The organism is Streptomyces sp. NPDC002742 (assembly GCF_042888885.1).
Classification (GTDB): Bacteria; Actinomycetota; Actinomycetes; order Streptomycetales; family Streptomycetaceae; genus Streptomyces.
On record NZ_JBIAQF010000022.1, the window covers coordinates 15,875 to 28,681 of the forward strand.

Below are 12,807 nucleotides of genomic sequence, written 5' to 3' on the forward strand. Positions count from 1 at the left end.
TCATGGGTCGTCACTGGTCGGCGGCGTCGGACTTGTCCACGCCGTCCCAGACATTGGTGTACCAGGGGCGGTCGGCGGTGCCCCGTTCGGCGCGGGCCTGCTTCGCCGCGTCCGGGTCGATCACCACATAGCCGGTCTCACCCGGCATCACGTAGTGCAGCCGCTCCCGGATCTGCTGCTTCGCGTACGCGTCGTCCTGCCAGCGCGCCTTGAGGTCGCGCAGCTGCTCGACCCGTTGCCGGGCCTGCTCCCGCTGCCGCTCCAGGTCGGCGACCTGGGCGCGCTGGGAGACGTACTGCCGCATCGGGTACGCGAGGGCGACGATCAGGGAGCACAGGACCAGGGCGAGCAGTGCGGCCCGGCCGGTCAGCCGGGAGCGGCGGGCCTGCCGTTTGGTCTGGGAGCGGTAGACCCGGGCCGCCGTCTGCTCGCCGAGCAGCTTCAGCCTGGTCGAGGTGGAGAACCGGTCCCGGTCCTTCACGGCCATGAGTCCCGCCTCCCCAGTTCTGGCCCGCCGGTGGGCCCGCCGGTGGGGGGCCCGTCACGCACGTACGTCCCCGCACACGGTACGGGACCGGGTGCGGGGACGTACGGACGACGCTTCCTGAGCCTTGCGGGGTCAGTCCTTGAAGCGGGGGAACGCCGAGCGGCCGGCGTACACCGCGGCGTCGTCGAGGATCTCCTCGATGCGCAGCAGCTGGTTGTACTTGGCGACGCGCTCGGAGCGGGCCGGGGCGCCGGTCTTGATCTGGCCGCAGTTGGTGGCGACGGCCAGGTCGGCGATGGTGACGTCCTCGGTCTCGCCGGAGCGGTGGGACATCATGCACTTGTAGCCGCTGCGCTGGGCGAGCTCGACGGCGTCCAGGGTCTCGGTCAGCGAACCGATCTGGTTCACCTTGACGAGCAGCGCGTTGGCGGTGCCCTCCTCGATGCCGCGGGCCAGGCGCTCCGGGTTGGTGACGAACAGGTCGTCGCCGACGATCTGGACCTTGTCGCCGAGGCGGTCGGTGAGGACCTTCCAGCCGGCCCAGTCGTCCTCGAAGAGCGGGTCCTCGATGGAGACGAGCGGGTAGGCCGCCACGAGCTCCTCGTAGTACTCGGTCATCTCGGCGGCCGAGCGGGACTTGCCCTCGAACTCGTACTTGCCGTCCTTGTAGAACTCGGACGCGGCGACGTCGAGCGCGAGCGCGACCTGCTCGCCGGGGACGTAACCGGCCTGCTTGATGGCCTCGAGGATGAGGTCGAGCGCGGCGCGGTTGGAGTCCAGGTTCGGGGCGAAGCCGCCCTCGTCGCCGAGGCCGGTGGACAGGCCCTTGGACTTCAGGACGGACTTGAGGGTGTGGTAGACCTCGGTGCCCCAGCGCAGGGCCTCGGAGAAGGACTCCGCGCCGATCGGGGCGATCATGAACTCCTGGATGTCCACGTTCGAGTCGGCGTGCGACCCGCCGTTCAGGATGTTCATCATCGGAACGGGCAGCAGGTGCGCGTTCGGGCCGCCCAGGTAGCGGAAGAGCGGCAGGTCGGACGCCTCGGAAGCGGCGTGCGCCACGGCGAGCGAGACGCCGAGGATGGCGTTGGCGCCGAGCGAGCCCTTGTTGTCGGTGGCGTCCAGGTCGAACATCGCCTGGTCGATCAGGCGCTGCTCGGTGGCGTCGTAGCCGACGAGCTCCGGGCCGATCTGCTCGATGACGGCGAGGACGGCCTTCTCGACACCCTTGCCCTGGTAGCGGTTGGGGTCACCGTCGCGAAGCTCGATGGCCTCGAACGCTCCGGTGGAGGCGCCGGACGGAACGGCGGCACGACCCGTGCTGCCGTCGTCGAGGCCGACCTCGACCTCGACCGTGGGGTTGCCTCGGGAGTCCAGGATTTCCCGGGCTACGACGACGTCGATGGACGGCACGAGCATCTCCTTCTGGGATGTGACGCGGGTATGCGGGGCTTGGCAGCCCCGCGGGATGAGCCTATCCGGCCCGAGGGGATCGGCCAGCCGATCGACCACCCCTTGAGCAGAAGTGAGAGTACATATTGTTCCTGAACGGAACAAAAAAAGAAAAGAAAAACCCCGCTCCGGTGCATGCGGGGGAACAAGCACCGGAGCGGGGAGCCCGTGGGGACGGGGGCCCTCACCAGGCCTTCGGCACGAAGGCCCGGCCTGCGAGGGAGCTGCTGTTCAGCCGGGGCGATGCTGCGCACGGCCTGGACCACGGTCGCCCTCCGCCGAAGGCGACCCCGTCGGGCCGGCGCGCGTCCGCGCTCAGCGGAGGTGCAGCTGCTGGCCCGGGTAGATGAAGTCGGCGTCGGCGACGATGTCCTTGTTCAGCTTGAACAGCTTCTGCCAGCCGCCCTTGACGTGCTTCTTCTCAGCGATCGAGCTGAGGGTGTCACCCTTGACGACCTTGTACTCGCCGTCACCCTTCTTGACCTTCTTGCCGGTCGGCGTGGTGACGGTCTTCTGGGCGGCCGGGCGCTCCGCGGAACGGGAGGCGGGCTGCTCCGTCGTACGGGTGGTGGTGGCGCCCTGCGAGCCGCTCGACGAGGAGGAGGAGGAGGAGGAGGAGCCGGAGGAGGCCGACGGGGCCGAGGCGCCACCGCTGTACGCGGCGCTCGACAGGCCGGTGCCGCAGGTCGGCCAGGCGCCCTTGCCCTGCGCGGCGAGGACCTTCTCGCCGATGGCGATCTGCTGCGACTTCGAGGCCTGGTCGGCGGTCGAGGCGTAGGCGGTGCCGCCGTACGCGGCCCAGGTGGAGGCGGAGAACTGCAGACCGCCGTAGTAGCCGTTGCCGGTGTTGATCGACCAGTTGCCGCCGGCCTCGCACTGGGCGACGGTGTCCCACTCGGAGGCGGTGGCGGCGGAGGCGTTGCCGGCGGCCATCAGCGGGGCGGCGATGGCGACACCGGTGACACCGGCGAGCGTGGCGACGCGGGTGGCCTTGTTCGGGCGGCGGTGCTTGCCCTTGCTGGAAAACAGCATGGAGTGATCCCCTCACCGACGCCTGCGAGGTGAGCTGTCGGGTTCGGGCCGGTTGAGTTGCCCGGCCGCGCGCCTTCGGTCCTGTCTCCAGGAGGTCCGGCACGCGACTTAACCCCAAGCCGTTCCCGGGTGTCTCTCAACTCCCGGTCCCGGCACTTACCTTGGGTCCCCCGCTCCTGCCTACGGCGCATGACGCGACGACTGTTCCCGTACGGCCGCTGGCAGGATTCGGCGTTGTGACCGTCGGGGCCCGCTGTGGCGAGCGATGACGACCGTAAGCAGTCGATCGGCGGAATTTCAAAGACGATCAGGGCTTCTGAGACTCATGTCTCACTTGCACCAAACCGGACATTCCACAGCGAATCGTGACGTGAACTCCCGCTAGTTCTGCACCGTTTCGGCGACGACGGCAATGCTCCGACCAGGGACGACGAGGCCGGGACCACTGTCGGCCGCCGGGCTGTCCGCGGCGGCCAGGTCGCCCCATCCGTGTTCGAGGCCGAGCACGTCGGAAACGTTCCAGAGATTCGTGCTGCCGTCCGCGGCGTACGAGTTGTCGACGTCGGCGCCCGGGGCGCTCGGGACGCTCGACGCGTGCCGCCCCGTGGTGCCGTCGGCAAGGCCGCCGGTCGCGCTCTCCGCGGCGTCTCCACCGCGATGCCGCCCCGTTCCGGCGCTCGCGGCGTCGGAGGCGTTCGAAGAGGCGCTCTTCTGCCCCGACTTGCCCGACTCGTCACTCTTGTCGCTCGCTTGAGCCGAGGCGCTGGGGCTCGGCGAGGCGTCGGGCTTCGCGGTGCCGTCGGTCGCACCCGCGGAGTCACCCGAGTCGACCGAACCGATCAGGCCCGACAAAGGGGATGAGCTGGGTGAAGTGGACAAACCGGATGAGTTGTATGAACCGGCGTCAGCCCCGGAGCCCGACGAGCCGTCGGCCACACCCGTGTCGACCTGGACCCCGGCCGAGCCCTCGCTGAGCCCGGAGAGCGGTCCACAGGTCGGCCAGGCCGCGATCCCCCGGTCGTCGAGCAACTTCTCCGCGACGGCTATCTGCTGCGAGCGGCTGGCCTGGTCGGCCCTCGGGGCGTAGTCGAGACCCCCGTACGCCTCCCAGTCGTCCTGGCCCAGCTGGAGCCCGCCGTAGTACCCGTTGCCCTGGTCGGCGCTCCACGCGCCGCCGCTCTCGCACTGCGCCACGCGGTCCCAGGTGGTTCCGTCGGCCGCGCTCGCACTCGCCGCGGCGAGCAACGGGATGGCGATGGCCGATCCGGTCACCCCTGCGGCGACGATGAATGCCGGGGCTTGATGAGGGCGACGGTGACGGCCGTTCCCGGAGAGCATGCGGAAGCCTTTCACGTGACAACGGGGGAGCAGCGCGGCTTCCCGTGAAGTAAGAAGCACAGGTGCCGCGTTGATGGGTGAAGGTAGCCGCACTCCGTCGCTGGTTACAAGTCGATGCAGTACAGATCACGTGAAGATCACAGCTTTGATGGATCGTCATGTTCCGGTAGCCGGAAGGGCGCCCTTTCCGGTATTCGGAAGAACTCCGTCGACAGGGGTTCCGAAGGGTCGCCGATGAACCGATCAAGGACTATTTGACCGGGGTGAACTCCACAGGAAGCGTGCGCAATCCGCGCATAATGAGCCCCCCACGCCACCGCAAATCGGCTGATTCTCCGGCGAGTCGGAGGTCGGGAAGGCGGTTGAGGAGCGTGCCGAGCGCGGTCTGCCCCTCCAGGCGGGCGAGCGGCGCTCCCAGGCAGTAGTGGATGCCGTGGCCGTAGCCCAAGTGCTGAAGGTCACGTCGTGCGAGATCGAGCGTGTCCGGCTGCTCGAACCGGTCGGGGTCGCGGTCGGCGGCGGCGAGGACCACGAGCACGGGGTCGCCGGCCGCGATGTCCTGCCCGCCGATCCGCACGGCCTCGGTCGCGAACCGCCAGGTGGCCAGCTCCACGGGTCCGTCGTAGCGCAGGAGTTCCTCGACGCCCGTTTCCAGCAGCCCGCTCTCCCCGGCCGCCAGGGAGGCCTGCAGGCGATCCCGCTGCCCGGGGTGGGTGAGGAGGGCGTGCATCCCGTTCCCGATGAGATTGACCGTGGTCTCGAACCCGGCGAAGAGCAGGATGAAGGCCATGGCGGCGGCCTCGTTCTCGGTGAGGTGCTCGCCGTGGTCGGAGGCGCGGATGAGCCCGGAGATGAGGTCCTCGCCCGGTGCGGGCTCCGCGGTCAGCGCCTCGCGCTTGCGGTGGATGAGCTCGGCGAGATAGCCGCGCATCTTCTTGACGGACCGGGCGACCCCGCCCCGCGGCCCGCCGCCGTGCCGGATCATCATCCCCGCCCAGTCCCGGAAGTCGTCCTGGTCCTCGCGCGGGACGCCGAGCAGGTCGCAGATCGCGTAGATGGGGAGCGGGAAGGCGAACTCGTGAATGAGGTCCGCCGAACCCCTGGCCGCGAAGCCGTCGATGAGCTGGTCCGTCAACTCCTGCACCCGCGGAGCGAATTCGGCGACGCGCCGGGGAGTGAAGGCCTTGCTGACGAGCCGCCGCAGCCGGGTGTGGTCCGGCGGGTCGATGTTCAGCAGATGCGTCATCAGCTCCGCCTTGCGCTCCCCGGGGATCCCGGTCCTGCCCTTCGCGTGCGCGGGCTCGTCGTGGTGCGCGGGATTCTTGGACAGCCGCTGGTCGGCGAGCGTCTGCTTGGCGTCGGCGTACCGCGTGACGAGCCAGGCCTCCACACCGCTGGGCAGTCGCGTGCGGTGCACGGGAGCGTGCTCCCTGAGCCAGGCGTACGCCGGGTAGGGATCGGTGGCGAACTCCCAGGTGAAGAGTTCCGGGGCGGCGCTGGGGGAGGCTTCGTGCTCGGTCACTCCTCGACCGTATCCGCAGGAGGCGGGGACCCCCCGGCCGACCGGCGACCGGGGCACACCACGGGCGGCACCCGGGGCGCACGACGACGACGGGAGGCCACCCCCACCCACTTCGCCCCAGGCTGTCCGGACATGGCCGACTGTTTGACTCGGCCTCTCGGCACCTCCCTACATTCACGCAGTGGACCCCGAAATACTCAGATCCAGCTTCGCGGTCGTGGAAAGACGGGCCGAGTTCGCGGTCAAGTACTTCTACTCGCATCTCTTCCGGCACAACCCGGAGCTCCGCGCGCTGTTTCCGGCGGACCTCCCGCAGGACATGGAGCGGCAGCGGGACCGGCTCTTCGCGGCCCTCACGTTCGTCATGGACGGACTGGACGACCCGGACCTGCCGAGGTATCTACGGGATCTCGGGCGCGACCACCGCAAGTACCTGACCCAGCCGGAGTACTACGCGGCCGTGGGGGCGAGCCTGATCGCCGCGTTCGCGGTCGTCGCGGGCTCGGCCTGGAGCGCCGAGGCCGAGAAGGCCTGGTCCGAGGCGTACGGGTCGATCGCCCAGCTCATGCTCCAGGGCGCGGGAGAGGCCCAGCACCAGGGCGAGCCTCCCTGGTGGGACGCCGAGGTCGTCTCCCGCACCCGGCACGGCGACGACCTCACCGTCCTCACCCTGCGGCCACGGCAACGGCTCACCTACTCCCCCGGCCAGTACGTCAGCGTCAGCGTGCCCCACCTGCCGTGCGTCTGGCGGCCCTACTCCCTCGCCAACGCGCCCCGCGCCGACCGCACCGTCGACCTGCACATCAGCCGCGTCGAGAACGGCACGCTCTCCACGGCCCTCGTCCGGCGGACCCACGTGGGCGACGTACTGCGGCTGGGCGCACCCGGCGGCGGCCTCACCCTGCGGACGCCGGCCGACCGGCCCCTCACCCTCATCGCGGCAGGCACCGGCTGGGCGCCGGTGAAGGCCCTGCTGGAACAGCTCGAACCCGCCCACGAGGCCCGCCTGTTCCTCGTCGCCCGGGACATCGCGTACCTCTACGACCGGCCCGCCGTCGAACGCCTGCGGGCCAGGCTCCCCAAGCTCACCGTCACCTTCATCACCCCGGCGCCCGGCCGTCCCAAGGCCCAGGCGACCGAACGGCTGCTCACCGCGCTGGGCAACCGGGCCGGCTGGACCCGGCACGACGTCTACGTAGCCGGTCCGCCCGATCTCGTCGAGGCGGTCGGCGAGACCCTTCCCTCCCTCGGCGCACCGGCCGACCGCGTCTTCCACGACCTGCTGCCGCCGACCGGAGAGAGCCGCCCCCGCCCGGTGGGCGCGGCACAGTGGCTGCTCGACCGCCCCCCACCGGCCTGGCACAACCCGGCAGGCCGCGCCCCGGGGACGTGACTCAGGCCCCGCCGGGCTCCCCCTCCCCCTCCGCCGCGCGGATCGCGTCCCGGTACGTCCGGGCCGCCGCACGCAGCGCCGCCTCCGGGTCCACTCCCTCGGCCTCGGCGCGGACGGCCATCGCCAGCAGTTCGTACCCCACGCCCTCCCCCTCGGGCAACGGGACCTCAAGTCCCGCCGTACGCACCCGGGACGACAACTTGGCCGACAGGGCGAGACCCGGCTGGCCGAGCGGGACGCCCTCGGTGACGGATGTGCGCCGCTTCTCCTCCGCCTTGGTGCGCCGCCAGTGCTCGACGACCTCGTCGGGCGTCGTGGCCGTCTCGTCGCCGAAGACATGGGGGTGCCGGTGGATCAGCTTGGCGACGATGCCGCCGGCCACGTCGTCGATCGAGAACGGGGCCTCCTCGTGGTCCTCGGCGATCCGGGAGTGGAACACGACCTGGAGCAGGACGTCACCGAGCTCTTCGCGCAGCTCGTCCCGGTCGCCTTCCTCGATGGCCTCGACGAGCTCGTACGCCTCCTCGATGCCGTACTTCGCCAGGCCCCTGTGTGTCTGCTGGGACGACCAGGGGCACTCGGCGCGGATGCGGTCCATCACCTGGACCAGGTCGAGCAGACGGGCGCCCGGCAGGTCGTAGGAGGCGGGCAGCAGCTCCAGATCCGGCATCCGTATGCGGCCGGAGCCCGCCATCCGGGCCAGACCGTCGGTGAGGCGGGGCTCCCCCTCCCCGCCGGCGACGACGACCAGCGAGCGTCCGCCGGCACAAGCGTCGACCAGTTCCCGCGCGGTGGGGGACTCCTCGTCGACTCTGATGCCGGCCTCGCGCAGATACGGCACCTGCGGGTGCGCGGGGTCCGCGCACAGCACCCGGTCGGCGCCCTGCAACACCTGCCAGGCCGGCCAGGACAACAGACCCGGAGCGACACGGTGGCTGGTGGTGAGCAGGACGATACGGCCGGGGTCGGCAGCGGTCGCGCCGTCGATGGTCGCGCCGACGGCGGTCACATCGGCTGCGGTCGCGTCGGCGGCGGTCCGCTCACTGCCCGGAGGGGCCCCCGTCGGTTCACTGGTTGCGTTCACCCCTCGAACGTAACCCACGTCACCGACACCCCCGAGGTTGTCCACAGGGTCCGGGATACGCCGTCGGTCCGCCTGTGCGGCCGGGCGGCGAGCGGCAGGCCGACGACCGTACGACTCTATCGGCGAACCGTCCCGCCGGACCCCTTGTCCACAGCCCCGTCCCCGGCCGGCACACGAGCCGCCCAACCGGCTGCCGTCCATCGAGCCTGCCTGCCGGCCGGCCGGCAGACAGGCAGGCGACGGTTACGCGGGCTGTTGCTGGGTGCCGGCCGACGAGACGTCCCGGAGCCACGGCGTCTTCGCGTCGACGCGGCTGCTCTTCTGGACGTCCCAGGCGCCGTAGCGCGGGTTGAGGTCGACGTGGAGCTGCTTGGAGGCGGTGGACATCGCCTTCCAGAAGGTGGCCTTGCCGTCGGTGGTGTTCATGTCCACACCGAGTGCGGCGGCGAGCTTGCGGGCCTCGATCTCGGTGCGCAGGCTGTCGTCGAGGCGCTTGGGTGCCACACCGTAGTTCGCGAGCCAGGCCGTCTCCAGGGCCTTGGAGCCGCCCGCCTGCTGTTCGAGGGCCGACCGCATCTGCTGGGAGTCCTTGCGGGTGACGGTCACACCGGCGTTCTTGGCCGCCCGGTCCAGAACCCGGTCCAGGACCATGCCGTGCAGGGTGTCGCGGGTGAGGGTGCCGCTGCTGGCGATGACCTGCGCGTACTGGGCGTCGTCCTTGCTGGCGGCCCGCTGCGCCGAGCGCACCTCGTTCACCCGGCCCTCCAGCTGCGCGACGGTGATCCGACGGCCGTCGACGACAGCCGCGGCGCCCGGATGGGCGTCGCTGCCGCAGCCGGTGAGCAGAGGGGCCGCGGCGACGAGCGCGGCGGAGAGGACGAGCGCGGTGCGACGGCGGCGGTGCAAGGAAGCCTCCCGAGGAGATTGTGCGACGGTGCACAAAGTCTTGCGGTGATCGATGTTAGGCAGTGGCCCGCCTCTCGGCCAGCCATTCGACCAACGATTCACCACGACTTCGGGCACCGTCGCGCGAACCCCGCCTCGCGGAACGGCCGCGGTCCGCCCGTAAGGGTGACCGCATCGGGCCGATCACCGGCGCCGACCCTGTGACCACCCTGGCCGATCGCCACCATCGCTGTCCGGTCGCCGTCCGGTCGCGCGATGGTCCCCGATGGTCCCGTTCGTCAGCCGGTGATGGCGACCGGCGCGTCCCACGCGTCGCGGTCCACGGTGAGCGTGACGCCGCCGATGGTCTCCTTGCTGTTGACCATGTACTGGTGGGCGCGGCTGTGGTCGGTGAACTGGGTGGCGCCCCACGGCCAGTCGGTGGTCGTGGTGTTCGTCTTGTCCCACAGCGCGTACCAGAGGTTGCCCGGCAGATCCGTCTTGTCGGTCGCGGTCGCGACGGCCTTGGCGCTGGAGCTGGTGAAGCCGTAGTAACCGGAGCGGAACGTCTTGGCGCGCAGGGCCTTGTCGAAGGCGCGCACATACGTGAGCACGGCGTCGTTGCAGGCCTTGTTCGTGATGTCGTACGACTCCATGTCGAGGTAGACCGGGCTGCCGGCCTTCATGCCGAGGGCGGTGGCCTTGGCGACCGCGTCCGCGCCGTCGGTCGCGCCCATGGACGCCGCGGTCGAGGCCGTGAGCTTCTCGGGGCTGCTCCCGGTCTGACAGGACGGCTGGGCGCCGACGTACAGCGGGATGAGCTTCCAGCCCAGCGCGCCGACCGACTTCACCCAGCCCGCGTTGAGGTTGGGCTGGTTGCATCCGCGGTTCTTGCCGCCGACGTACACGGCGGCCGCTCCGTAGAAACCGGTGTGCCAGGCCTTCATCGCGGTCAGCGGGGGCGCGGTGCAGGTGTCGAAGGCGCGGCCCGTGAAGGTCTTCTGGGCGGGCCAGGTCGTGGCCGCCATGGAGGTCTGCGCGGCGATACCGGCGCCGGCGACGACGGCGACCCCGGCCACGCCCCACGTGATGTACCGGCGCTTCCTCGACTGGCGATGGTCGGACATGTGAACCCACCCCTGGTTGTGCCGGTGGTACCGGCGGGTTGTGCGGTGACAGCGCACGCGCGGCGCACAAAGGGGCGCGCACGGCATGAAACAGAGCGCAACTTAACCGGATGCGCATGCCCGTTCGGGAAAGAACGCCCCAGGAAAGTCACAAGATCCTCTCAGGGCGCGGCAAAATCTAGCCACGCACCTGCCCCAGCCATTGCAATGTCCCCCCGATCTCGGCCGCGAGCGGGTGTCCGGGACCGTGCAGCCGCTCCACGTCGTGCAGCAGCCGGGCCAGCGTGTCGCGGGCGGCGGTGCCGTCGCCGAGCGCCAGCAGCAGGTGCCCGACGCGGCGGCGGACGTCGAAGGCGAGTTCCGGGTCGTCGGCCGCGTACTGGTTCTCGTAGTACGGCAGCAGCGCGCGGTACTCGGCGAGCGCCGCCGCCGGGTCGCCCAACTGCTCCAGGCACTGGGCTGATTCGTAGCGATAACGCAGGACCTGGGGGTCGGCCCGGCCGGCCTCGGCGGCGCGTTCGTCGGCGAGGCGGCGCAGTTCGGGCAGCGCGCGCCGGTACTGGCCGTCGTCCATGAGTGTGGCCGCGTACTGCTTGCGCAGGGTGCGTACGACCGGGGAGTGCTCGCCGTGCTGCTGTGCGGCGGTGGGCAGGATCGCGCCGAGGACGTCGACGGCCTGGGTGATGCGGCCCTCGCCCAGAAGGCGCTTCACCTCGTCGACGGCACCGGCGACATCGGGTTTGTCGGCGTCCCGCACGACGGGGGCCGGCCGGTGTGCGGGCGTACGCGCACGGTCCGGCCAAGGGGCGTGCGGGCGCAGGAAGGGGCGCGTGGGGTCGAGTGGGGCCCCGGTGGGGGTTCCGCGCGCGGGCAGGAGCAACGCCAACTGCTCGTACACCTCCTGCGCGGAGGCGGGCCGGTGCTGCGGGTCCTTCGCGAGCAGGCGCAGAACCAGGTTCTCCAGCGCCTCCGGAACCTCGGGGCGCAGCCGGCGTACGGGCAGTGGCGGCTCGTACAGGTGGCGGTGCAGCACCCCGAGCGCCGTCGAGCCCGTGAACGGCACGTCGCCGCTGAGGAGTTCGTGTATCAGCACACCGAGCGCGTACAGGTCGGTGTACGGGCCGACCGCGCCGCCCATCGCCTGCTCGGGCGCCATGTAGGCGGGCGAGCCGATGGGGGAGCCGGTGCGTGTGAGGCGGGTGGTGTCGGTGTCCATCACGGAGGCGACCCCGAGGTCGAGGACGGTCACCGTGCCGTCCTGCTTCACCATCACGTTGCGCGGCTTGAGGTCACGGTGGACGATCGGCACGGCGTGCACGGCGCTCAACACCGCGCACAGTTGCGCGGCGACCGCGACCGCCCACTGCCACGGGTAGGGGTCGTGCTCGGCGAGGTGATCGGAGAGGTCGGCGCCGTCGACGTACTGCATGACGAGGAACAGTTCCTCGCCCTCGCTGCCCGCGTCGTGCACGGTGACCAGGCCGGGGTGGTCGACCTGGGCGGTCACCCGGCACTCGCGCGCGAAGCGGCGGCGCAGTTCGTCGGCCTCCTGGCCGACGACCCTGTCGGGGCGCAGCAGCTTCACCGCGACGCGCCGGTCGAGCCGTTGGTCGTAGGCCGTCCAGACCTGGCCCATGCCGCCCTGCCCGATGAGCGTGGCCAGTTCGTACCGGCCGGCGACGACGCGTCCGGCCGCCGCGGTCACCGTCCGCCCTCGTGTTCGCCGTCCCACCGGTCGTCATGCTTGCGCAGATAGTCGCTGAGTTCGTCGAGCTCGGCGCGCACCTGGTCGATACGGGCGGGCGGGACTCGCCGCGGCGGGGGCTGCGGCATCGGCGCGTTCGGCAGGTACGGCTGCGGTACGGAGAGCTGCGGCTGCGGCTGCGGCCCGGGAGGCTGCGGCTGCGACATGAGGACAGCCGGGTACGGCGGGGCGGGCTGCGCGGGCTGCGGAAAGCCGTACGGCCCGTGGGCGGTCTGCACGTGGAACGGCGCGTAGCGCGTGGACCGCCGCCACGCACGGTGGAAGCGGATGTCGCTGACCAGGTAGTACGCGACGCTGCCGGCGCTGAGGACCACTGATCCGGTCAGCGCGACATCGCCCCAGTGGTCGCTCTCCGGCAGCGTACCGACGATCCCGAGCAGGCCGATGGACACGGGCAGCGTCACCCAGGCCGCCATCCAGTCGAACCACCGCCCGCGCCGGAGTGCCACCTGGAACAGCGGAAGACAGGCGAACAGACCGCACGACAGGAGCCCTGCGACGGAGAACAGAACACGCAACGCGATGACGGTCACCGCGCCGCGGATGGGTGGCGTCCCGCCATGGCCGTACATGACTGCTCCCGGACCTGAATTCGATAGGAGTTCGAGCGTATAGGCCGACACGGACGACCGGTCCCGGGTTGTACGGAACCGTTGTCATGCTGCTCACCTCGTACGACGCCGCAGGTGGCGTCGGGGGCGGGCAGCCTGGTCCTGGGGGAG

Annotated in this window: 11 protein-coding genes and 1 riboswitch; of the genes, 1 reads left to right on the top strand and 10 read right to left on the bottom strand. The window is 70.9% G+C overall.

The features are described from left to right. Positions 1–10: 10 nt before the first annotated feature. The 5 genes from ACFYW8_RS32015 to ACFYW8_RS32035 form a co-directional block, all read right to left on the bottom strand. A complete protein-coding gene (locus tag ACFYW8_RS32015) occupies positions 11–487 on the bottom strand; it encodes a septum formation initiator family protein (RefSeq protein ID WP_389085190.1) in 477 nt (158 codons plus the stop codon). Positions 488–619: 132 nt separating this feature from the next. Continuing rightward, positions 620–1,906 (bottom strand): phosphopyruvate hydratase, encoded by a 1,287-nt coding sequence (eno, locus tag ACFYW8_RS32020; protein WP_261703999.1) that lies wholly within the window; start codon positions 1,904–1,906, stop codon positions 620–622. A 348-nt stretch (positions 1,907–2,254) separates the two neighbouring features. Further along, positions 2,255–2,971, bottom strand: coding sequence for a transglycosylase family protein (locus ACFYW8_RS32025; protein ID WP_389085197.1), 717 nt, complete (start codon positions 2,969–2,971; stop codon positions 2,255–2,257). 4 nt (positions 2,972–2,975) lie between these two features. Beyond that, a riboswitch (cyclic di-AMP (ydaO/yuaA leader) is annotated at positions 2,976–3,169 on the bottom strand. 183 nt (positions 3,170–3,352) lie between these two features. Next, positions 3,353–4,243, bottom strand: coding sequence for a transglycosylase family protein (locus ACFYW8_RS32030; RefSeq protein WP_389085202.1), 891 nt, complete (start codon positions 4,241–4,243; stop codon positions 3,353–3,355). Positions 4,244–4,559: 316 nt separating this feature from the next. Further along, a complete protein-coding gene (locus ACFYW8_RS32035; RefSeq protein WP_365876463.1) occupies positions 4,560–5,831 on the bottom strand; it encodes a cytochrome P450 in 1,272 nt (423 codons plus the stop codon). A 181-nt stretch (positions 5,832–6,012) separates the two neighbouring features. On the opposite strand from ACFYW8_RS32035, the gene ACFYW8_RS32040 reads away from it, so the two are divergent. Continuing rightward, positions 6,013–7,224 carry a globin domain-containing protein gene (locus ACFYW8_RS32040; protein WP_389085210.1) on the top strand — a complete coding sequence of 404 codons (1,212 nt, stop codon included), beginning with the start codon at positions 6,013–6,015 and terminating at the stop codon, positions 7,222–7,224. A 1-nt stretch (position 7,225) separates the two neighbouring features. On the opposite strand, the gene ACFYW8_RS32045 is transcribed toward ACFYW8_RS32040, so the two are convergent. The 5 genes from ACFYW8_RS32045 to ACFYW8_RS32065 form a co-directional block, all read right to left on the bottom strand. Continuing rightward, entirely contained in the window at positions 7,226–8,233 is a 1,008-nt protein-coding gene (locus ACFYW8_RS32045; protein ID WP_389085674.1) for a nucleoside triphosphate pyrophosphohydrolase, read from the bottom strand. A gap of 318 nt (positions 8,234–8,551) precedes the next feature. Continuing rightward, positions 8,552–9,214, bottom strand: a complete 663-nt coding sequence (locus ACFYW8_RS32050; protein ID WP_389085215.1) for a SurA N-terminal domain-containing protein — start codon at positions 9,212–9,214, stop codon at positions 8,552–8,554. Between the two features lie 278 nt (positions 9,215–9,492). Then, positions 9,493–10,320: a glycoside hydrolase domain-containing protein gene (locus ACFYW8_RS32055; RefSeq protein WP_389085220.1), complete on the bottom strand. Its 828-nt coding sequence runs from the start codon at positions 10,318–10,320 to the stop codon at positions 9,493–9,495. 178 nt (positions 10,321–10,498) lie between these two features. Further along, entirely contained in the window at positions 10,499–11,983 is a 1,485-nt protein-coding gene (locus ACFYW8_RS32060; protein WP_389085678.1) for a protein kinase, read from the bottom strand. Between the two features lie 38 nt (positions 11,984–12,021). Next, complete coding sequence (locus tag ACFYW8_RS32065) at positions 12,022–12,657, bottom strand: hypothetical protein (RefSeq protein ID WP_389085225.1); 636 nt, start codon at positions 12,655–12,657, stop codon at positions 12,022–12,024. Positions 12,658–12,807 lie beyond the last annotated feature (150 nt).